This is a genomic window from Sinomicrobium weinanense, from assembly GCF_018863395.1.
Lineage (GTDB): Bacteria > Bacteroidota > Bacteroidia > Flavobacteriales > Flavobacteriaceae > Sinomicrobium > Sinomicrobium weinanense.
The window spans coordinates 194,385-216,068 of the sequence record NZ_JAHKRR010000001.1 but is presented as its reverse complement, the minus strand read 5'-3'; the positions used below and the strand labels follow the sequence as shown (position 1 = coordinate 216,068).

Genomic DNA, 21,684 nt, shown 5'->3' with positions numbered 1-21,684 from the left:
TTGAAAAACTTAAATTATAACAAAACGGCAACCCACAACCGGCAACCACCCTTCCAAACCCAACCCGAAACGCTCCAGAGCCCAATGACAAAGAAAACCCTGGCCATAACAGCAAGCCTATGCCTGCCACTCATTCTATGGTATCTTTTTATAAAACCCTATGATTACCTGATGACCTTTACGGCAAAGACCTCCCCGGGCACCATATATACAGGGATCCGGGAATGGGGAAATACAGAAAACATTATTACACTGGAAAACCATCACTTTTCGGCCATCACACAACAACTCAAAGCCGGGGATTCTACCCTGACCTTTAACTGGGAAATGACTTCCCGCAACGATTCCGTGACCAAAGTAAAGGTTCGCGTTACCGACCCGGAACATTCATTGCGTAACAAAATAGCCGTACTCTTTACCCGGAGTGCCATCGAAAATATTTCGGTAAACAGGGTAGCAAATTTCAAGAAGGGACTGGAAGAACACCTGAAAACCTTCAGGGTGAAGGTCAACGGAATATCCGAGATCCCCAAAGCCTTCTGTGCCTGTACCACCGTACGGACAAGGCAGCCGGAAAAAGCACAGGGAATGAGGCAACATTATTCCACTGCCACCGATTTCCTGACCACAAACGGTATACGGCAAAAAGGTGTTCCGCGTTTGGAAGTCAACGACTGGGACATTGAAGACCGGATTATCCGCTTTAACTTTTGCTTTCCCATTCAAAAAAGTGATTCATTGCCGGAAGGTCCCGGAATATTCTACAAGGAAATCCCATCCCGAAAAGCCATAAAAGCCACCTTCCACGGAGATTACAGCATATCTGACAGGGCCTGGTTTGCCCTGTTGGACTACGCCCGCCGGAACCACCTGAACATCAGCGCCAAACCCCTGGAGATCTTTTACAGCAACCCTAATACAGGTACCAATCCCCTGGGATGGAAGGCCGAAGTATTTATGCCTATTGATGAAAATTAAGCTAAAAATTGCAATGCAATTTATGCAGTTGCCTAAAGGCTAATTTATTAATTTTATGGTATGAAAAAACTTATTCTTCCCCTGTTATATTTTGTTATTATAAGTTGTAATACCAATTACGGTCAGTTGACCCCGGTGACCAGGCTGCCCAAAGCACTGACGGAAAACTCCGGTATTGAAGTCATAACCCGGGACAGTACCTTATGGGCCGTTAACGATTCGGGCAATAAGAACTACATTTACAAGGTAGGGTTTAACGGGGATATCTTCCGGGAAATAAAGATAAAACACGCCGAAAACATCGACTGGGAGGAACTTACCAAAGACGACAACAACAACCTCTATATCGGGGATTTCGGAAATAACAGTAACAAACGGAAAGACCTTACCATCTACAAGATCAAAAACCCGGATACGGTAAAAGGCGAACAGGTCAAAGCAGAAAAAATAACTTTTTATTATCCGGAACAAAAGGATTTCCCCCCTAAAAAGAAACACAAATATTACGACGCCGAGGCGTTTTTCTACCTTGACGGGTATTTTTACCTGTTCACAAAAAATCACGCCAACCCCTTTAACGGTATTTCCTTTCTGTATAAAATCCCCGCAGAAAAAGGGCATCACAAAGCAGAACGCATTGGAGAACATGTATTCTATACAGACAAGGACAAGTGTAAGGTTACCGCTGCTGCCATTTCCCCGGACAAAAGAACGGTAGCCCTGCTGGGGCACGACCGCGTATGGCTCTTTTCCGGTTTTGAAAACGATAATTTCTTTGATGCTCCCGTACAGGAGACCATAGAATTGCATCATTCATCCCAAAAGGAAGGACTTTGTTTCCTTGACGATGATACATTGCTTATCAGTGACGAACAAAACAGTACTTCGGGAAGGAACCTTTACAGGATTGAGCTTAATGCGGTGAATAAGGACTAACATTGGTTGTATAGCACACGGATAATGCGGATATTACGGATGTGCACAGATTAAATCTGTAAAAGGTTGCATCCGCATCATCCGTGTGCCATTTTAATCGTCACTTAAAAGTTAAACCCTAATCCAAAGACAAACCGGTTACCGTCTGTTGAATTAAACAGGGATACATTGGCCGTAAACATGTTAATGGCATTGAGATAAAGGCCGCCTCCCACGGCGTTGTGCCATTGGCCGGAATTGTCGTCTTTTGTCCATACCCTTCCGTAGTCAAATCCTCCGTAGGTACCGAGGGTCATAGGGAAAAGCCCGGTGCGGAACTGTGCGAGCTGAAACCTCAGGTCATTGTTGTTGTAGAACGATGTCCGCCCGGTAAAGCGCTGGTTCCGGAACCCGCGAAGGCCGTCAATTCCGCCTATGCTGGCTGCCTGGTAAAACTCAAATTCGTCCCCTGTGTTGAAACGCGCCTTGAATTTGGTGGCAAAGACCACCTTACCCCTGACATCTATATTGGTCGTAAAACGGATCTGAGGTGTGATATAAAAGAACTCCCGGCTGTTGTCGAGATTGGACTTATACCCGGCTGTGAGGTCAAAGCCCATCCCGAGGGTAGGCAGGGAATTACTGTCGAAATTCGTATAGCCATAAGACATTTCCGCCCCGAAAAACTGTTGCCAGTCAAAGACACCGGGGTTGACCCGGGCCTCATCGATAAACCGTCCCTCAGTCTTCTCGATCTCAACGGTTTCAAATACAGGGCCTATTTTAAAATAACCGCCCATATAACCTTTCCAGGCCAGTTTGGGCGATACGCTAAAGCTGCTCATCCTTACCCGGTTGTAATCCATATCAAGTTCGTCTTCCGGGTTTTCGGTTTCATTGCCATAACCGAAATAGTTGATAGAAAAGAGCGGGTTGGTAAAGGCTGCATCTGCTGCGAGGCGCCAGTTACTGGTAATATTCAGTATTTCCCCCGAATAAGCGAGGTTAAAACCCTTGGTGGCAAAGTAATATCCGCCTTTAATGCTGTGTTGTTGTGTATAGGGGTCTTGTCTAAGTCCCTTTCCGGTAAAGGTATATTTGAGGCCGAGCTTCACCCCGTCGTCGGGATTAAAGCCGAAATCCGGGAATAATTGCCCGGCATTTCTCCTCACTTTGCCGTGGTCGTAGGTATTCAGGTCGTAATTATCGGAAAGCCTTTTCGTTACCCGGCCCTCAAATGTATTGGGTTTGGACCTGTGATCGTAGACCTTTATTTTCCGGGCATTATTTATTTTGTATACATCGTTGTTATCTCCGCCAATGATCTTCACAGGGATCAGGTCGTCTCCTTCTCCGTTCACTTCAAAAACATCGTCATCCTCCAGGCCATATAGCCATATTTCACGGGTTTCATCCCGGTTAAAGGTAAGGTCCATGAATTTCTGCTTCTTCACACCTTTTATAATGCGGTAGGCTTCCAGCTTTGTAATTCCGCCTTTTTCCCGGGTGAGCACAAAATAATCGTCCTTGTCCGTACCGTGAACTACAACATGTTTTTTCAGCAGATGATAATATTCCTCAGCGATCTGTGGCAGGTATTCTTTTCGTTCCAGAAATACCGATTTGATCTTTTCCAGGGTATTCCTGTCCATTTCTTCTGGTAACCGGGCAAAGGCCCTGTCTACGGTCTTCTCATTAATATTTTCACTGATATAGGCTGCTTCTTCCTGCCAGTCTTTGAGGCTGTGATCGTTGAGAATGGCCATATCCAACGGAAACGGTTCAAAGTTAAACCATTTGAGGCTCCTTATTTTCGGGGTGTAGGTCTGCATCATCCGCACTCCCGGGATCATCCGGGTGACCAGGCCGAGGAAAGGCCCGTCAAAGCTAGAGAAGATCTGGTCGCGGTCCCTGGGTATAGGCTTATAAAGGGTTTTTCCGTCTTTTTTACCCGTCTCGGCCCATCGCCACTGGTCGTCGTGCCGGTCCCAGTCGCCCAGGAGCATATCGAACAGGCGGGAACGTATGTACAGGCGTTCGTCGATGGTATTTTTGTCTCTCCTTCTGAGTTCTTTTAACACATCTGAAGTACTAATAATAACATCGGAGTTGGCAAAACTCTCTACGTTTCCATGTCCGTCGGTGACACGTTCTTCTATGAGGTAGAGGGCATCGCCATAACGATCGTTATATTTTCCCAGGGCTTTTTGCCTGGGCACATAATACAGGCTGGGATTGGCATGCAATACATCAATGGCATCGGATAATTCTCCCACTGTTAGAGCCGCATAGGGTAAAGCAGTGGTATAGAAATCCATGACCAGCGCTTCGGTGTAGGAGTCTTCCAGGTCGTCCAGGACATACTGGTCCTTAAAGGCCACAGACTGTAAAAAGCGTAACGCCCCTTTACGGACCTCACGTATCATATATTGCCGGCCTTCCTTATTTTCCATACGTAGCGAATGGGTCTGGTGGCCTCCTCCTGCACGTATGGGGGTGAGTCCGCCGAACAGGGTGTCTAGCGATACTGTCCTGGCTTTAATGAGCCTGCCGTATTCCTCGCGGTAATGTTTTCCCCACAGGGAAGCATACAATCCGCCTTTTTGCACCTCTTCTTTATTGTATATACTCGCTTTTACGGTTTCCGGGAAATCTGAAGCCAGGCCTTCCGGCAGGCTATCCGTATCTGCACTCCTTACTTCGGTTTCGAACAAAGGATCGGTAAAACCGTTTTTTTCTCCGTAAAACCGGGCCACGGCTCTCCCGTCTTTGGTTAGGGTAAGTTTTACATAGCCCTGCCCGCCATAGGAAAATAGCCCGTCTTGTTTAACGCTAGCGGGTGCAGTTTTGGATCCCGAACCACTTACGATCAACGGAATATTACGGCTCACCGCATATTGCAGGTTATGCTCGTGCCCCGAAACGAACACCACATTATCGGCCTGCTGGGCCAGCGTAAAGAGTCTGTCTTTGAGCATGCGGTAGGGCTTGCTTTGGATATCCTGGGGAGAAATACCGCTGGTCTTGCGTATAAAGTTCAGCAATGAACCCACCACAGGCAGTGGTGTTTTCCGCCCCACCGGGTACAATTGCTTGTCCAGCGAAAACTGGCCACCATGTCCGCCATTGCTCAGGAGGGGGTGGTGCATGGCTATAAGCAATATTTTTCCCTGGGATTTCTTGATGTAGCTTTCCACTTCCTCGAAAAACTGTTCCCTGGTTTTTATATCGCATTCCGCATTGATCCCTGGGTGTTGGTTCCAGTCTTCAATGAACCATTCAGAATCGATCAACAGCAGGTCTACATCGTCATTTATTTTTTTTCGTTCTAACGGACAGCCATCCTCGGGCAGGAAGGTATTTTTTCCCAGGGTTTCCTCTATCCTTTTTTCCTGCCGCTTTAACCCTATGAGCCCGTCGGAATACCAATCGTGATTGCCAGGGATAAAAACAGTCTTTCCTTTAAACTTTTTTGCGATCTGTGTTTGTATGTCTATCCGGTATTCCGACAATTCCCTTCCTTCATCGTCCTTTCCACGCATTCCGATGGGATAGATATTGTCGCCCAGGAACACTGCCGTGCTGTTTTCCTCAGCTATTTCGAGTTCTTTTCCGAAAGCCTCGAGAGCTTTTGATCGTTCTCCCATTGGGGAATTACCGGCGTCTCCTATAAAATAGAAGGTATGGGAAATTTTATCAGTGGCCGGGGTATCAACTGTTTGGGGCGGTGTTTTGTATTGTGTTTTGTATGTTGCACAGGAATATATCAACAAACCCGCAGTGAGTGACACGCAAAGTTTTTTAATTTTTATCATACAAATAAAAATGCTAATTTTAATTTTGAACTAATTTAAGCAAATTATGGATACCATTCTCCAGCGGGTCGAGGATTATATACTGATATTATTCAGCGAACAGCTTCCCAATCACTATTTTTATCACAACTATACACATACCCAGCGTGTAGTGAAGCACATCAATGAACTCGTATCTGCTGAAGGCCTGGGCGAAAGGGAAAGTGAGATCCTGCAGATCGCAGGATGGTTTCACGATGCAGGATATATCAGGGGCCGCCATAACCACGAGGAGGAAAGCGCCCGAATGGCCGAAGCGTTCCTCCAGGCCGAAGGTTATCCGAAAGATAAAACAGATGCGGTAAAAGCATGTATACTTATCACCAAAAAGACCGGGGAGCCGGAGAATTTGCTGCAAAAGATCATCTGTGATGCCGATTTTTCGCATTTTGCTTCCAAAAACTACCCTGAAATATCTGACCTGCTCCGGGAAGAATTTCGTTTAGTGGGCGGGAAAAACTTTACGGACACGGAATGGATAGAAACCAACATCCGGATGTTCGAAGAACACCATAAATTCTATACCTCACACGCCATTGCCACCTGGCAGCCGCAAAAGAGCAAAAACCTGCTGAAGCTGAAAAAAAACCTCTCCAGGCTCCTCGAAAAAAAGGAAAAAGACAAATTGAAAAAAGCGGACCTGAAACGCAAAAAGAAAAAGGCGGAAACCCCGGAAAGAGGTGTGGAAACCCTTTTTAGAGTAACGCTGAGAAACCATACCAACCTGAGCAATATCGCAGACAGCAAAGCCAATATTCTGCTATCAGTAAATGCCATCATCATATCACTGGCGCTTTCGACCCTGATCCCTAAGCTGGACAAGGCCAGTAATTCCTACCTGCTTATCCCTACCGTTATCTTCATGGGATTCAGTGTGGCCTCCATCGCTTTTTCCGTACTGGCAACACGGCCTAACGTTACCAGGGGCCGATTCACTAAAGAGGATGTAAAGAACAAAAAGGTAAACCTCCTCTTCTTCGGAAATTTTCATAAAATGAACCTGGAAGATTACGAAGAAGCCATGAAAGAAGTACGGGAAGACAAGGAATACCTTTATAACTCCCTTACAAAGGACCTCTACTTCCTGGGCAAGGTACTGGACAAAAAATATCGCCTGCTTCGCATTACTTATACCGTATTCCTGGTGGGGATTATCGTTTCAGTCATCGCTTTCGGCGTGGCTACCTATTACGTTAATTCCGGTTATTGATCAGGAAGCCAATTCCTTCATCAGGTCTTCGTAAGTATAGAGCTTTGTATCTTTTCCTTTTTTATAGAGGACTTCTACCCGTAATGCCCTCAGGCCATTTACCCCCTGGAGTTCTTCCAGTTCGAGAACTTCCACGTTGTTACTAAAATAGTTTTTGGACTGAAGGAAACGGATATAACGCAGGTATTCTTCTTCGTCTTTATTGTTGGAATATACAATGGCTATTTTTCCCTTTTGGGTCAGCCTTTCTTCGGAATCTCTTAGCAGGGCCTTGTCCAGGCGTTTTTTGATGATCTCGTAGCGGGCATTATAAGTACCATCCACATCAAACTGTTTTTCATCCATGCGGAAACGGATGGACAGCGGTGCATTGTGCACCAATAACAGGGAGGCTACATCCAGTTTTACGGGGAGTTCCTTTTGCATGGTGTAATACTCGTTCTCCATTTCCCACATCACCTGTAACTGCCACAGGCGCAGATTGTACAGGTATATATCGTTATACACCCGCTTATATGCAATAGAAGCGCCTATATACATATTGTGTTCCACTCCGTCGGTCTTATACCTTTCGAAATAGTGCGGGAACATCTGTTGTGCTTCTTCCTGTTTCTTATCTAACAGGAAAGCCAGTTTTTTGTTGATAAGGGTCACCGATTCGTCATAGTTCTTTCGATGGTCATAGATGGCTTCATGTATCGGGTCCAGGCTGTTCAGGTATTCTTCAATGGCTTCTGCAATATCCGTATTCAGCATTCTCAGGTGATCGAAGAAAGGGTGTATCTCTTCCTTGATGAAGTCCAGTACATTTTGTTCACTTCCCGCATTCAGTACTCCGACAACTTCGTTTATATGCTCGTTCAGCCGGAAGCTGACCTCTTCATAGATAGGTAAGGATTCTGCTTTTATAGCCTCTTCGAGTATGCTTTTTACATGAGACAACTGTATGAGCAGGTCCTTTTGTATGGCCTCGTTCCTGGCCCGGGAAGAGTCTTTTATATCTATTTGGCCGTAGAGGGGGTATACATTGTTAAAACCGATCTCCCGCAATGTAGCTGCATATCCGTTGGCCTGCCTTTTTAAATAGCGATGTATTTCCTTCTCGAACTTCCATTTTACGCTGGAATGTATGGAGGTGTATTCCTGTTGGATAATGGCTTCTACCTGATGAACCTCCTCCGTCCTGGCCCTGTTTATGGCCGTGATGAGATAAGGCATAATATCGTCCAGCTTCTGGGCATTGACACTATTGAGTTCCAGCGGACGCGGCGATCCGAGTTCCATAATGCCATAAATAGATCCGTCATCGACCACGATAGGAGCAAAAATGGCACTCATTATGCCCTTTTCTTTAAGGTTCTTATATGAAATATCCTCGCCGTGCTCTTCAAAATATTTATCCACATTGGCTATGGCAAAATATTTCTTCTCCTGAAGCAGTGTTTTACAGGAATATTTGCAAAGCGCTATATCGCTAGACAGCTCTGTTTCATTCCCCATGATAAAACTGTTCAGTTGCTTGTCCGGCCTGTGTTCGAACTTTTCTTCATCGGCATTATAAGCGCAAAAACCGACAGACAGGTCCGGAATGCTATAAAGGGTACTGAAGATCTTCCGGAAATCCTGCACAAAATTGGCTTCGTTTTCTGCGTTGATGTCCAAGAGTGTGGTCTTCAGTTCGGAGATCACATTGTCCATGGTAGCATCGTACATGTTGCAGATACCAAAACCTCTGAGTATCCAGCTTTGCGGCGGAAATTTTTCCTTCCACAGAGCCAGGTTATCAAAGCTGTTCAGCAGTTCTTCCACATCCTTTTCGGTGATCTCTTTAGCCTTTTCCGTAGGAAGGACATCCAGATAATCGCCATTGTAGAGCACACGGTAGTGCCGCAGGATATTATTGGCATCCGGAATATCGTAAAAGACCGGCCTTTGAAAGTTTATGTTAACCTTGTAATAAAACTTGAGGATCACCGTACACGCCATAATGTATTTGTGCTCCTCACTCATATTGCGCAGTTTCAGATCGAAGCCTTCTCCTGCTTCCCTTACGATCTTCCTGAAACGTGCGGTAGAATTGAAAATTATGTTTTCAAAAGGTATGGCGGCTATTTTGATCTCGTTGTTCGTCAATGCGGGAGTAAAGGTGTCCTGGAGAAGTATTCCGATCACCTCTTCGTATTTCTGCAGAAGGCTTTGGTCCGAAAACCCTTCCCGAAGTTCCGGGTAAGGCTTTTGCACTTCCAGTACCTTCTTCGCTTTCATAGCGATAAACTCATCATCGCTACGAGCCTGCTCTTCGTAGAAATCCAGCAATTTGTGAAAGCTGATCTCTATAAAAAAGGGTGAATCTTTTACGAAGTTTTTCATAACGCAAATTTACTAAATTTATTGTTTCCCCGAATTTGTTTTTTGCTTATATCCCAGTAATGATTTGGTGGTCGGTATCCGGTGGTCGCCCAAGTAATTTCATACTGACCACCGATTACCGGTCGAAGTATAATGTATTTGTTTTGTATACCTTTTCCTTTTTTGAAGTTAAAGCCTACGTTAAATCCCTCCCACACAAGCAGCTGTACCAAACAGTTTTTTATCTTTGTAAAAAAATCCCGATGATAAAAGATATCAAAGCCGAGATCGCCCCATTGCGCAACCGACTTCTGACACACTCGCTGTACAATAATATCAATAACCCGGACGACCTGAGGCTTTTTTTGGAATATCACGTTTTTGCCGTATGGGATTTTATGTCCCTGCTAAAGGCGCTCCAGCAAAAGCTCACCTGTACTACCACCCCGTGGATACCTACGGGTAAACCGGAGTTGCGTTACCTCATTAACGAGATCGTACTTGCGGAGGAAACCGACAACAATAAAGAAGGAAAGCACCAGAGCCATTACGAAATGTACCTGGAGGCCATGGAAGAATGTGGCGCCAATACGTCCAGGATAGAAAATTTCATCGCAGACCTGCTTTCCCTGAAAAATATCCTGGTAGACATCAAGCTCAGCGAACTGCCACCTGCGGTAAAAGATTTCCTGAACTTTACATTTTTCCTTATCGAGGAAGGCAAGCCGCACAAAATTGCCTCGGCCTTTACTTTCGGAAGAGAAGACCTCATCCCGGAAATGTTTACGGCCATTTTACGCGAAATGCGGCAAAACTTCCCGGAACTTCACATTGACAAACTCGTTTATTATTTCGAACGGCACATAGAACTGGACCAGGACGAACACGGCCCGATGGCCCTGCAAATGGTAACAGACCTCTGTGAAGATAACGAACAGCAATGGAAAGAGGCTGAAGAAACTGCCATAACAGCCCTGCAAATGCGTATAGCCCTTTGGGATACGATAGAAGAAGAGATCATAAAAGCCCGGGAAAATTCCCTGGCTTGAGTATTTAAAGTTCAAAGTTCAAGATTGAAATTGTCAGTTATAAACCCTTCGAACCTTGAACTTTAAACCTTGAATATTTTCAGGATTCCGGAGCCAGTTCCAGTTCCAGGCCATCCATATCTTCAGTAATGGCCAGCTGGCATCCCAGGCGGCTGTTATCCTTGACGTGAAACGCTTCGAAAAGCATGGCTTCCTCATCCGGCCCCATTTCGGGAAGAGGATGATCTGAAAGCACATAACACTGACAGGAGGCACACATGGCCATTCCCCCACAGGTACCTTCTACCGGGAGCTCATAGGCTTTACACAATTCCATGATATTCATGGCCATATCGGTAGGTGCATCCAGTTCGTGCACTTCTCCTTCCCTGTCTTTGATCTTGATCTTTATATCGGACATTGTTTTCGGAATTTCAAAAATGCAAATTTATAAAATATGCTACGAAGAAAGGGGGATGGTGATGAGGATTTTTGTTGTTTTTTGGGGAGGGTTACCAGTTGCCGGTTGCCCGGTTTCTTTTTTTAAGTTGTATTCCCCGCTCGGTCCCCGGGCGAAGTGAGGGGTTATTTTCTGGGGTCCCAGTCATCTTCTCCTTTCAGTATGTTTTCTACGGTATAAGTTTCCGCCTGCCTGTCGTTTAACTGGCAGGACCAGGGTGCTCTGTCTTCGGTGTTGGCTCCCGGCCCCATGGAATTGTATTCGGCATAAAAAGCAGAGTGTTCGGCCTCGGGCTTGTCCCCGTTGTTCCATCCTTCGGGGCTTACATGTTTACTCATATAACAGTTGAGGAATACCGTCTTTGCATAAGGGCGCCGTGGTCTGCCGAGATGGAACTGCCGATTGCCTCTCCCGGTGATCCGGCAATTGAGGAACACAAATCCGTAGAGTGTTTCCTCCTGGGTCGAAGCGGCAGTGATGTAGCCTTCCCCCTTACAGTTGATCACACAACTCTCAAAGACCGCCGTAGATTGCCCGAAGATAAAATCTATTGTACCTTCTATATAGCAGTTTTTGTAGTATTGCCTGCTTTTATTTCCGTAAAGATAAAGGGTATCCTCGTTGCCGAGAAACTTGCAGTTCACAAAAACAGCTCTATCCCCCTCGATCCTGATGGCCACCGCCTTGCCTACATGCCCGGCACTGTTCTGAAAGGTAATGTTCCTGGCCTTGAAATCGTCTGCAAATACAAAAAAGGATGAAGAGGCCGTAGTCTCCATTTCCTCTCCGAAAATATTCTTTTTGGAGGCGTAATCGTCATAGGTGAGTACGGTATAGGTCATACTCTCCCCGATAAAGGTAACATTGGTCTTGGATGCGGGGAGTACCAGCTTTTCCTTGTACTTACCGTTCTTTATAAAGATCTTCGTTTCATTTTCCCTAAAATCCGGCACGGCATTTATAGCCTCCTGCACTGTTCTAAAATCCCCGTTTCCGCTCGGGTCTACCACAAAATCGTATTTTTTGTCTCCGGAAGCACCCCGGGCGAAAAAAATGCACAGCAGGAATAAAACTGTCGTCAAGCCATACTTCACCTTGAAAGCATTCATTGTATTCAGGAAATTTTGGTAATCGATTGCGCTAAATTATATTCTCTCGCAACGCAATATACATAATTTTTTTGTCGGAATCATTTTTTAAAAGAGGCGCAGATACGATCGCAAAATCAGGATGTAAATACGGGAGGTCCGGGTAAAAACCTGTCAATTGACTTTTTTTATGGATATTTGTCCTGAAAACCCGGCCGGAACCAGGATACAGAATAAAGCACATCCCGATGAGCAAGGTTACCATATATGACATTTCCAAAAAACTAAACATCAGCGCGGCCACGGTTTCCCGGGCTCTGAACAACAATCCGAAGATCAGCCCGAAAACGCGGGAACTGGTACTGAAAACGGCCGCGGAAATGAACTATGAACAAAACACCCTGGCCCTTGCGCTCAAAAGCGGGAAAAGCAATACGGTAGGTATACTGGTTCCTTATGTAGACCGGAATTTCTTTTCTTCCGTCATCCGGGGGATCGAAGAAGAACTTTATCCGCACGGATATCACGTGATCATCTGCCAGACCCGCGACGATGCCCAGAGTGAAGTCCAGAACATCAACACCCTGCTCAATGCCCAGGTAGACGGTATTTTTATGTCGGTTTCCAAAACCACCAAGGACACCTCCCATATCGACCGGGTGCTGCAAAAGAAGATCCCCCTGGTATTCTTTGACCGGAAAAAGAACATCCCGGGTGTAAGTTCCGTAACCATAGACGACCTCAACGGTGCCTATATGTCTGTGGAGCACCTCATCCGGCAGGGATGCAAACAGATCGCTCATTTTATGGGCGATATCAACCTGGAAATATACAAGAACCGTTATAACGGGTATCTAAAGGCCCTGACCGACTACAACCTGCCCTTTAACAAGGATTATGTGATCCGGACTAACAGTAAAGCGGAATCCGGGACAGCAGCAGTGAAAAAACTAATGCGGCTCCCCTCCCCTCCTGATGCCATATTCTCTTCGAGTGACTTTACTGCCCTGGGCGCCATACAGGAACTGAAAAAAAACGGGATAAGGGTTCCTGAAGATATCTGTATTTCAGGTTTCAGTAATGAACCTTTTACTCAGTATACCGATCCTACGATGACCACAGTGGACCAGACTCCCATAAAGATGGGGAAAATGGCTGCACAGGTGTTCCTGGAACAGATGGGCGGGGAGATATCGGTAGCTCTTGAAAAGAAAGTGGTGCTTTCTCCCCAACTGGTGGTACGGGACTCTACAAACCGTTCTATGGGATAAACTGAAATTTGTTTTCAGTCACACCAGGGCAAACGCATCATAAAAAAGGCCGGGGCATGTATATTAAAACGATCTCAGACAGTTTTTCATATTATTCCATAAGGTTGGGCAGCCACGTGGTGATCTCCGGGATATAGGTAACCAGCAGCAGTACGATAAACATCGCAATAAAAAGCGGGATCAGTGGTTTTATCACTTTTTGTATGGTGGTTTGCGCGATACCCACCCCGACAAACAGCACAGAGCCTACGGGCGGAGTACAAAGGCCCACACAAAGGTTCATGATCATCATAATACCGAAGTGTACGGGGTCCACACCGAGGTCTTTTACCACGGGAAGAAAAATAGGCGTAAATATCAATACTGCAGGAGTCATGTCCATAAACATCCCCACAAACAACAGTATGAGGTTTATGGTAAGCAGGATCACGTATTTATTATCACTCAACCCCAACAACATCGTACTTACCGACTGTGGAATATCTTCATAGGACATCACCCAGGACATGGCCATGGAAGTAGCAATGAGCAACATTACTATGGAATTGGTCCTCACCGAGCTCAAAAATACCTGGTACAGTTTTTTCATATCCATTTCCCTGTATACGAAAGCGAGAATGAGGCTGTACAATACGGCAATACCGGAAGCCTCCGTAGCTGTGAATATACCGGAAACGATACCTCCAATGACCACTACGAGCAGAAACAGGCTCGGAAACGCTTTCAGGAAAGAGGTAAACACCTGTTTTATACTCGATTTTTCCCCGGGGGGATATTTCTTTTTTCTTATCCAGATCGCCGCAACGAGCATCAATCCCAGTCCCATCAAGATCCCGGGAATATATCCGGCAATGAACAGGGCTGCAATGGAAACTCCTCCACTGGCCAGGGAATATACGATAAGGATATTGGAAGGTGGAATGATCAGTCCGGTTGTCGAAGAGGTTACATTAAGCGCCGCCCCGAATTCCTTGGAATACCCTTCTTTTTCCATGTGTGGGCCCAGTATGCCGCCAATAGCCGATGTAGCTGCCAGTGCCGAACCGGATATGGCGCCAAACAACATGGCAGAGATGACATTTACATAAGAAAGCCCTCCGGGAAGCGACCCGATCACCGACTTGGCAAATGCTATGAGCCTTTCCGCTATGCCCCCCTGGTTCATAATTTGTCCTGCCAGTACAAAGAACGGGATGGCAAGCAATGCAAAACTGTCCAGGCCGGTGGCCATCCGTTGTGCCATGGTGGTAAACGCTGGTAAGGAATCTATTGTTACCAGCATGGTAACCAGTCCCGATATTCCTATACTCCAGGCTACGGGGACACCAATGGCCAGTAATAGTACAAACGATATAAGCAGTATAAGTATCTCGGTAATCATATTAAAAATTTTTTGGGGTTCATTATTTCTATCCACTTGTACATGAGGATCACGATACCGCTAAGCGGAATGACCATATACACCCAGGACAAGGGTATATGCAAAGCGGCCGAACTCTGCCCCAGGATATGATTGAGATACACCAGCCAGCTCCCCCCTATGATAAACACAAGGATACTGAACAGCATAATAAGAACGTTTATCACTATTTTTAGCCTTTGCCTGTTCTTCACATCCAGCCTTGGCGGCAGGATCTCTATGGCCAGGTGATCCTGTTGTCCCGAACAATACGCTGCACCCAGGATACCTACCCAGATAAGCAGGAACCTGGATATTTCCTCGGTTACAGAACTCGGGGCATTCAACACATATCTGGAAAAGATCTGCCAGAGTACAGCTATTACGAGTATGGCAAGGATCATAACCAGAAATCCTCCCAGGAACCTGTCTAGTTTTTTCTTCATAATCCGTTAAAGATTGGTTTTTGGTTTTTATATAAAAATTGATCGATCTATTCTGCCTGGATCGTTTCGATGATCTCTTTCAGGTGGGGATCCTGTTTAAAGATCTCGTACATTCCTGACACTTTTTCCCGGAACGGTTCTTTATCGGGATAGATCACTTCTACCCCGGCTTTTTTGATTTCTTCCAAGGCATGGTTTTCCGCTTCTTCCCAGATCTTCCGTTCGTATGCTACGGACTCCCGGGCTGCTTCTTCCATCCATGTCTTTTGCTGATCGTTCAGGGAGTTCCATATGGTTGTACTGATAAGCAGCATATCGGGAAGCGTGGTGTGTTCATCCATGATATAATATTTACAAACTTCAAAGTGATGGGAGAGGTAAAAACTGGGCAGGTTGTTTTCCGCACCATCCACGATGCCCTGTTGCAGGGAAGTGTACAATTCGCCCCAGGAAATGGGAGTTGGCGACCCGCCCAGGTTGCGTACCATATCTATGGCCGTCTGGCTTTCCATGACACGGAGCTTCAGGCCTTTCAGGTCTTCCGGTTTGTTTACGGGTCTCTTGGTGTAGAAACTCCTGCTCCCGGCATCGTAAAAGGCCATTCCCTTTAACCGTACACCTATACTCGCATCCAGTAATTTCCTGCCTATTTCTCCATCCAGTACTTTGTGCGCATGCTTTTTGTCCCGGAACAGGAAAGGCAGGCCGAACAGTTTAAGGTCCGGTACAAAGTTTTCCAGGACACCGACAGATACCTTGGTCATGCCCAGGCTCCCTATCTGAAGTAGCTCCAGGCATTCTCTTTCCGTACCCAGCTGCTGGCTGGGATATATTTTTATCTTCATGCTTCCGCCGGATTTCTCGGCAAGCCGCTCTGCCATGAACATCATGGCTTCGTGTACCGGATGGGAAGCGTCCAGGCCGTGTCCCAGTTTTATGACCTTTACCTTATTGGCGTCCTGGCAGGATATGGAAAAGGCCAGGAAAATAACACAGGTTATATATTTGATCACTCGATGTTTTCTTATCATTTTTTAAGTATGGTTGGTTGGCCTCGATACCCTTAGCTACACTCAGGGCAGCGCATTGCTCCTGTATCGAGGCACCCGGCCTGACGACAGGGAATTAAACTCATATCCGTCAATACCTTGAAAGGAGGGTATCAACGTCCTTTTGTTCTATTTTCTCACTTTTTTCACGATGTCCAACGCGTTTTTCACAGTTTCGGTTATGGCCCGCAGGTTATACGTTCCGTCTGCGTCTTTGGTAAACAGTTTGGACCCTATTCCTACACAATGTACCCCCGCATTGAACCAGGCAGAAAGGTTTTCTTCCGTAGGCTCTACTCCCCCGGTAGGCATAATGCTCGACCACGGGAACGGGCCTTTTACGGCCTTAACAAATTCAGGGCCGCCTACCTGTGTGCCGGGAAATATTTTTACCACTTCCGCTCCGAGCTCTTCGGCATGGGATATTTCGGTAAGCGAACCGCAACCCGGCGACCACATGACCTTCCTGCGATTGCACACCCTGGCCATTTCCGGATTTAATACGGGAGATACGATAAAACCTGTACCCAATTGTATATAGAGTGAAGCTGCCCCTGCATCGACCACAGAGCCTACCCCGAGAATAAGTTCAGGCAATTCCTTTTCGGCATAGCTGTTGAGTTCGGCAAAGACCTCGTGTGCGTAATCGCCCCTGTTGGTAAATTCAAAGACACGGATGCCTCCGTCATAACAGGCCTTTACTACCTGTTTACACACTTCCGCATCCGGGTGATAAAACACGGGGACAATTCCGGTTTCCTGCATTTTTAACGCTACGGATATTCTTGTAAATCGGGCCATGATTATTTGTTGTTTCTGGGTTTTTTGTTTTTAGTTGCCGGTTGTCAGTTGCCGGTTTACGGGTAAAGCTGGGTATTCATCTTAGACCTTGGGTTTTCAGGCGCAAAATTTTGCGTCTCTACATCCAATCTCAGACTTTGTACTTTGTACTTTGTATTTTATACTTTGTACTTCGTACTTCATACTTCAGATCATCTTTTTATCCTGCCGGATATATGGCCTTCCACCACCTGCATCACTTCATCTGCGGAAACAAGGTTTACATCGCCTTCTATGGTATGTTTCAGGGCACAGGCAGCATTGGCAAATGCTATGGCTTTCTGGTCATCGAAATGCTGCAGGCCGTATATGAGGCCTCCTGCATAGGCATCTCCTGTCCCTATCCTGTCCACCACATGAGAGATCTCCAGCTCTTCTGTCCGGAGGTATTCCTTTCCGTTCCAGGCCCGGGCGCTGATCTTCTGGGCGGAAGCATTTCCTCCATGCCTCACCTTGTCAAAAACCCTGGTCAGGGAAGGTATCCGTTCCAACAATTCTTTTGCTGCTTTGACAAAGCCGTCTTTATCCCCGGTATGGTCGGTTCCCAGGATCTCGTTGATCTCGTTCACTCCCCCGATAAAAATGGTGGAATACCCGAGCATTTCTGCCAGTATTTTACGGGCATCCCCGCCGTAATTCCACAGGTCTTTCCGGTATGTTGGATCGGCTGTTACAGTTATTCCTTTTTCCCTGGCCGTTTTCAGTCCTTCTCTGAGCGTTTGATATGCCCCTTCGGAAATGGCCGGGGTGATCCCTGTCCAGTGAAACCAATCGCATCCATCGAGGACTTTCTCCCAGTCTACCATATCGGGGGTTATTTCGGAAAAGGCCGAATGTGCCCTGTTATAGGCAATGGTACTGGACCGCATCACGGCCCCCACTTCCAGGAAATAAAGTCCGAGGGGGGCATTGCGTTTTATGACGTTTCCGGTATCTATACCGTACTTCTTCATCGTACTTATCGCTGCTGCTCCTACGATATCGTCAGAAACACAGGTTATGTGCTTTACTTCATTGCCAAAATTGGCCAGGGAGGCACCTACGTTCATCTCGGTGCCCCCGAAGTAAAACTCCAGCCTGTTACTCTGGCTTATCTTTTTATTTCCTTCCGGGGACAGGCGCATCACTACCTCACCGAAAGTTACTGTTTTGTTCATACGAGTGTTATTGGTTAGTTACAGGCCTGCAGGCAATACTGTTATTTTCATTCCCCCCGGACCGTTTTTTATCGGTTAAAATGCGAAATACTCTTTTGCGTTGTTATAGCATATATCGGATATGATCTTTCCTATCCACTCCATATCGGCCGGCAGTTCACCGTTCTGTATTTCTTCGCCGAAAAGGTTGCACAGCAATCTCCTGAAATATTCATGTCTCGGGAAAGAGAGGAAACTGCGCGAATCGGTGAGCATTCCAACAAAACAACTGATAAGGCCCATGTTGGAAAGGGCATTCATCTGCCTGGTCATCCCATCTTTCTGATCGAGGAACCACCAGCCGGAACCGAACTGTACTTTTCCTTTTACACTGCCGTCGTTAAAATTGCCGACCATTGTGGCCATCACTTCGTTATCGGCAGGGTTCAGGTTATACAAAATGGTCCTGGCCAGCTTATTTTCGGTATCTAATTTATTCAAAAAACGGGACAATGCTATCGCTTGCGGAAAATCGCCGATAGAATCCCATCCGGTGTCGGGCCCTAACAAGGTATTCATCCTGCTGTTATTGTTTCTCAGGGCACCGAGGTGGAACTGTTGTACCCAACCGTATTCGCAATAGGTCTCGGCAAGGAATCGGAGCACGGCACTCTGAAATTTCAGGGCTTCCCCACCTGTGACCTCTTTACCGGTTATGCGCTTTTCGAAGATTGCTTTTACCTCCGCTTCGGTGTAGTCTTCGCTGTATATGTATTCCAGCCCGTGGTCTGCTACCCGGCTTCCGTTGTCGTGGAAATACTGTATTCTTTTTTTCAGTGCATCCCGAAGGCCGTCAAAACTTTCGATAGACATTTCTGCCGCTTCTCCCAGTTTTGATATATAATCATTGAACCCTTCACTGGCGATCATAATGGCCTTGTCCGGGCGGAAAGAGGTGGTCATCTTTACTTCGTAGTCACTGCCCGCCAGCTTTTGATGGTGTTCCAGCTTGTCCGTAGGGTCTTCCGTAGTACATACCACTTCTACATTCATCCTTTTTAACAGGTTACGGCAGCTGTATTCGGGGGTGTTCAGTTTTTGACTGACCTCCCTGTATACTTCATCCGCTGTTTTTTCGCTGAGCAGGGTTTCTACGCCAAAATACCGTTTCAGTTCGAGATGTGTCCAGTGATAAAGCGGATTCCTCATGGTGTAAGGCACCGTTTTTGCCCAGGCACGGAACTTTTCTTCGTCCGAACCGTTCCCGGTGATATATTTCTCGTTGACCCCAAGGGTACGCATGGCCCTCCACTTGTAATGATCACCGTAGATCCATATTTGTGTAAGGTTTTCAAAAATCTTATCCTCCGCAATCTGCTCCGGGGGCAAATGACAGTGATAATCGATAATGGGTTGTTTTTCGGCATAATTGAAATACAACTCCCGGGCGTATTTGTTGGGCAGTAAAAAACTCTCGTCGTTGATAAAGCTCATTGGTTTTGGTTGTAATTTTTTTGAATATCGCCTGAACTAAGGTCTCGCTGGCCGAGAACCTTCTTTTTCTGCGATCGATAGTATTGTAAAAACTCCCCAACGTATTCGGGGAGGCTGTTTTGGTTTGCTTATTTCTCGTTTATCGGCTTGCCTATGGTGGCCAGTATACCTCCGTCGACATAGACGATCTGTCCGTTTACAAAATCGCTCGCTTTAGAAGCAAGGAACACTGCTGTTCCCGCCAGGTCTTCGGGATTTCCCCACCGGCCTGCGGGTGTCCGGTTAATGATAAACTCATTGAACGGGTTTCCGTCCACCCGGATCGGGGCGGTCTGGGAGGTGGCAAAATAGCCCGGCCCTATGCCGTTGACCTGGATGTTGTACCTGGCCCATTCGGTAGCCAGGTTCCGGGTAAGCATTTTTAATCCGCCTTTAGCTGCAGCATAGGCGGTGACGTTGTTCCGCCCGAGTTCGCTCATCATGGAACAGATATTGATGATCTTGCCGGCTTTTCTTTCCACCATACCTTTGGCCACAAGTTTACTCATGATAAAAGGGCCTACAAGGTCTACATCTATCACCCTTCTGTAATCTTCGACAGCCATATCCAGCGCAAGTTCCCTCTTGATGATCCCAGCATTATTGACAAGGATATCGATCTGTCCCTGTTCTTTTTCTATCTTTTCCACGTTTTCTGCTGCCGCCTTTTCGTCGGTGACATCAAAAATATACCCGGAGGCCTTATAGCCCTTAGAGGTATAATACTCCAGTGCCTTTTCCAGTTTGGCAGGTGTTGTACTGGTAATCACCAGTTCCGCTCCCGCTGCCCCGAGGCCTTCGGCCATGGCCATTCCCAGGCCGTGCGTACCTCCGGTAACCATGGCACGTTTATTTTTTAAACTGAATAAATTCATACGGAACCCTATTTTTTCTGATGTCTGCCCAAAGCGGACTTCAAACTCCGCAGGTACAGAGGCCGGACATCATCGTTTTATCTTTTGTATTTATTATTTTAATTCGTTGGGCGGACAAACGTCCATATCGCCATAATCGAGGTTTTCCCCGGCCATTCCCCAGATAAAGGTATAATTGGAAGTCCCTGCTCCGGAGTGGATAGACCATTCGGGCGAGAGTACTGCCTGATGGTTTTGCATAAAAATATGGCGTGTTTCCTGTGGCTGCCCCATAAAGTGGCAAACGGTCTGTCCTTCCTCCAGGTCAAAATAGAAATAGGCCTCCATTCGCCTTTCGTGGGTGTGTGCCGGCATGGTGTTCCAGATATTCCCTTCTACCAGTTCGGTAAGCCCCATCTGCAACTGGCAGGTCTCTACAATGCTGTTGACAATAAGTTTGTTCAGTATCCTTTTGTTGGCTGATTTATCATCACCGAGGTTAATGATCTCTGCATCGTCCCTGCCCACTTTTTTAGTAGGGAATTTTTGGTGTGCCGGGGCCGAATTGATATAAAAGAATGGTTGCCCTTCGCCGGAAGCCGAAAAAATCACTTCTTTGCTCTCTTTACCAATGTAAAGGGCCTCTTTTTTATTCAGGATATACTCCACACCATCCACGGTAATTTTTCCGGTCGCCCCTACATTAATGACCCCCATTTCCCGGCGGTCCAGGAAATTTTCGGATTTCAGGTAAGGGATGGCCTCCAGGACCAGGTCTTTTTTCACAGGCATAGCTCCTCCTACAATATACCTGTCGTACATGGAATACGTGAGCTTTATTTCGTCTTCCCGGAATACGGGCTCTATTAGAAATTCGTCTCGCAGTTGCTGGGTGTCATAATTTTTTACGTCCTTCGGATGGGCCGCATATCTGAATTCTGATGTCGTCATTTTATATAAAAAATATTTCGGTTAATGCAATCGATTACACAAATATAAAACAAAAAATAACTTATGCCTTATTAATTCTGTTTTTTCAATATTGAGAACATTTCTTTAATAAAAAACACAAGGAATGATAGATAAATCACAAAACTATCAAATATTTTTGTACTGTCCATAGCACTTTTTCATAAGATTTTGTGAAGTTTCTAAAAGATCTGTATCATATTCCCCCTGTTTGTTTACTTTATAAAATCAAAGGCCACCTTCTCTAAAACCAGAAGGCAGCCTTGGCTACATTTATTTCAATAGTTACCCCCTGATAAATCGAG

Annotated in this window: 17 protein-coding genes; 5 read left to right on the top strand and 12 right to left on the bottom strand. The window is 46.1% G+C overall.

Going from position 1 to position 21,684, the window contains the following annotated elements:
* Positions 1–84 precede the first annotated feature (84 nt).
* Positions 85–978, top strand: coding sequence for a GyrI-like domain-containing protein (locus KN811_RS00935; RefSeq protein WP_187964331.1), 894 nt, complete (start codon positions 85–87; stop codon positions 976–978).
* A 60-nt stretch (positions 979–1,038) separates the two neighbouring features.
* Entirely contained in the window at positions 1,039–1,914 is an 876-nt protein-coding gene (locus KN811_RS00930; RefSeq protein ID WP_187964330.1) for a hypothetical protein, read from the top strand.
* Positions 1,915–2,018: 104 nt separating this feature from the next.
* On the opposite strand, the gene KN811_RS00925 is transcribed toward KN811_RS00930, so the two are convergent.
* Positions 2,019–5,684, bottom strand: a complete 3,666-nt coding sequence (locus KN811_RS00925) for a metallophosphoesterase (protein ID WP_187964329.1) — start codon at positions 5,682–5,684, stop codon at positions 2,019–2,021.
* A gap of 70 nt (positions 5,685–5,754) precedes the next feature.
* On the opposite strand from KN811_RS00925, the gene KN811_RS00920 reads away from it, so the two are divergent.
* Positions 5,755–6,957 (top strand): Pycsar system effector family protein, encoded by a 1,203-nt coding sequence (locus KN811_RS00920; protein WP_187964328.1) that lies wholly within the window; start codon positions 5,755–5,757, stop codon positions 6,955–6,957.
* Here KN811_RS00920 and KN811_RS00915 read toward each other — a convergent pair whose 3' ends face one another.
* Positions 6,958–9,327 (bottom strand): GAF domain-containing protein, encoded by a 2,370-nt coding sequence (locus tag KN811_RS00915; RefSeq protein WP_187964327.1) that lies wholly within the window; start codon positions 9,325–9,327, stop codon positions 6,958–6,960. It abuts the gene before it with no gap.
* Between the two features lie 242 nt (positions 9,328–9,569).
* Here KN811_RS00915 and KN811_RS00910 point away from each other — a divergent pair, with 242 nt between their 5' ends.
* Entirely contained in the window at positions 9,570–10,355 is a 786-nt protein-coding gene (locus KN811_RS00910) for a DUF3050 domain-containing protein (protein ID WP_187964326.1), read from the top strand.
* A gap of 79 nt (positions 10,356–10,434) precedes the next feature.
* Here KN811_RS00910 and KN811_RS00905 read toward each other — a convergent pair whose 3' ends face one another.
* Both KN811_RS00905 and KN811_RS00900 read right to left on the bottom strand, forming a co-directional pair.
* A complete protein-coding gene (locus KN811_RS00905) occupies positions 10,435–10,755 on the bottom strand; it encodes a 2Fe-2S iron-sulfur cluster-binding family protein (RefSeq protein ID WP_187964325.1) in 321 nt (106 codons plus the stop codon).
* 164 nt (positions 10,756–10,919) lie between these two features.
* Positions 10,920–11,903 (bottom strand): pectinesterase family protein, encoded by a 984-nt coding sequence (locus tag KN811_RS00900; RefSeq protein ID WP_187964324.1) that lies wholly within the window; start codon positions 11,901–11,903, stop codon positions 10,920–10,922.
* A gap of 227 nt (positions 11,904–12,130) precedes the next feature.
* Here KN811_RS00900 and KN811_RS00895 point away from each other — a divergent pair, with 227 nt between their 5' ends.
* On the top strand, positions 12,131–13,153 hold the full coding sequence (locus KN811_RS00895; protein WP_187964323.1) for a LacI family DNA-binding transcriptional regulator: 1,023 nt from the start codon (positions 12,131–12,133) through the stop codon (positions 13,151–13,153).
* Positions 13,154–13,244: 91 nt separating this feature from the next.
* Here KN811_RS00895 and KN811_RS00890 read toward each other — a convergent pair whose 3' ends face one another.
* The 8 genes from KN811_RS00890 to kduI all read right to left on the bottom strand — a co-directional run bounded on the left by KN811_RS00890 (position 13,245) and on the right by kduI (position 21,361).
* Entirely contained in the window at positions 13,245–14,534 is a 1,290-nt protein-coding gene (locus KN811_RS00890; RefSeq protein ID WP_187964322.1) for a TRAP transporter large permease, read from the bottom strand.
* Positions 14,531–14,998, bottom strand: coding sequence for a TRAP transporter small permease (locus tag KN811_RS00885; protein WP_187964321.1), 468 nt, complete (start codon positions 14,996–14,998; stop codon positions 14,531–14,533). The genes KN811_RS00890 and KN811_RS00885 overlap by 4 nt, the downstream gene beginning before the upstream one ends.
* A gap of 47 nt (positions 14,999–15,045) precedes the next feature.
* Positions 15,046–16,029 (bottom strand): TRAP transporter substrate-binding protein, encoded by a 984-nt coding sequence (locus tag KN811_RS00880; protein ID WP_187964320.1) that lies wholly within the window; start codon positions 16,027–16,029, stop codon positions 15,046–15,048.
* 147 nt (positions 16,030–16,176) lie between these two features.
* Positions 16,177–16,848: a bifunctional 4-hydroxy-2-oxoglutarate aldolase/2-dehydro-3-deoxy-phosphogluconate aldolase gene (locus KN811_RS00875; protein ID WP_187964319.1), complete on the bottom strand. Its 672-nt coding sequence runs from the start codon at positions 16,846–16,848 to the stop codon at positions 16,177–16,179.
* A 191-nt stretch (positions 16,849–17,039) separates the two neighbouring features.
* Entirely contained in the window at positions 17,040–18,044 is a 1,005-nt protein-coding gene (locus KN811_RS00865; RefSeq protein ID WP_187964318.1) for a sugar kinase, read from the bottom strand.
* A gap of 75 nt (positions 18,045–18,119) precedes the next feature.
* Entirely contained in the window at positions 18,120–19,517 is a 1,398-nt protein-coding gene (gene uxaC, locus KN811_RS00860) for a glucuronate isomerase (RefSeq protein ID WP_187964317.1), read from the bottom strand.
* A 128-nt stretch (positions 19,518–19,645) separates the two neighbouring features.
* Positions 19,646–20,431 (bottom strand): gluconate 5-dehydrogenase, encoded by a 786-nt coding sequence (locus KN811_RS00855; RefSeq protein WP_187964316.1) that lies wholly within the window; start codon positions 20,429–20,431, stop codon positions 19,646–19,648.
* A gap of 93 nt (positions 20,432–20,524) precedes the next feature.
* Positions 20,525–21,361, bottom strand: coding sequence for a 5-dehydro-4-deoxy-D-glucuronate isomerase (gene kduI, locus KN811_RS00850; RefSeq protein WP_187964315.1), 837 nt, complete (start codon positions 21,359–21,361; stop codon positions 20,525–20,527).
* Positions 21,362–21,684: the final 323 nt, after the last annotated feature.

What these genes read in the sequence shown, in the direction of transcription:
- KN811_RS00935 (WP_187964331.1), top strand. Translation starts at nt 85, where the DNA reads ATGACAAAGAAAACCCTGGCCATAACAGCAAGCCTATGCCTGCCACTC.
- KN811_RS00930 (WP_187964330.1), top strand. Translation starts at nt 1,039, where the DNA reads ATGAAAAAACTTATTCTTCCCCTGTTATATTTTGTTATTATAAGTTGT.
- KN811_RS00920 (WP_187964328.1), top strand. Translation starts at nt 5,755, where the DNA reads ATGGATACCATTCTCCAGCGGGTCGAGGATTATATACTGATATTATTC.
- KN811_RS00915 (WP_187964327.1), bottom strand. Translation starts at nt 9,327, where the DNA reads ATGAAAAACTTCGTAAAAGATTCACCCTTTTTTATAGAGATCAGCTTT.
- KN811_RS00910 (WP_187964326.1), top strand. Translation starts at nt 9,570, where the DNA reads ATGATAAAAGATATCAAAGCCGAGATCGCCCCATTGCGCAACCGACTT.
- KN811_RS00905 (WP_187964325.1), bottom strand. Translation starts at nt 10,755, where the DNA reads ATGTCCGATATAAAGATCAAGATCAAAGACAGGGAAGGAGAAGTGCAC.
- KN811_RS00900 (WP_187964324.1), bottom strand. Translation starts at nt 11,903, where the DNA reads ATGAATGCTTTCAAGGTGAAGTATGGCTTGACGACAGTTTTATTCCTG.
- KN811_RS00895 (WP_187964323.1), top strand. Translation starts at nt 12,131, where the DNA reads ATGAGCAAGGTTACCATATATGACATTTCCAAAAAACTAAACATCAGC.
- KN811_RS00890 (WP_187964322.1), bottom strand. Translation starts at nt 14,534, where the DNA reads ATGATTACCGAGATACTTATACTGCTTATATCGTTTGTACTATTACTG.
- KN811_RS00885 (WP_187964321.1), bottom strand. Translation starts at nt 14,998, where the DNA reads ATGAAGAAAAAACTAGACAGGTTCCTGGGAGGATTTCTGGTTATGATC.
- KN811_RS00880 (WP_187964320.1), bottom strand. Translation starts at nt 16,029, where the DNA reads ATGATAAGAAAACATCGAGTGATCAAATATATAACCTGTGTTATTTTC.
- KN811_RS00875 (WP_187964319.1), bottom strand. Translation starts at nt 16,848, where the DNA reads ATGGCCCGATTTACAAGAATATCCGTAGCGTTAAAAATGCAGGAAACC.
- KN811_RS00865 (WP_187964318.1), bottom strand. Translation starts at nt 18,044, where the DNA reads ATGAACAAAACAGTAACTTTCGGTGAGGTAGTGATGCGCCTGTCCCCG.
- uxaC (WP_187964317.1), bottom strand. Translation starts at nt 19,517, where the DNA reads ATGAGCTTTATCAACGACGAGAGTTTTTTACTGCCCAACAAATACGCC.
- KN811_RS00855 (WP_187964316.1), bottom strand. Translation starts at nt 20,431, where the DNA reads ATGAATTTATTCAGTTTAAAAAATAAACGTGCCATGGTTACCGGAGGT.
- kduI (WP_187964315.1), bottom strand. Translation starts at nt 21,361, where the DNA reads ATGACGACATCAGAATTCAGATATGCGGCCCATCCGAAGGACGTAAAA.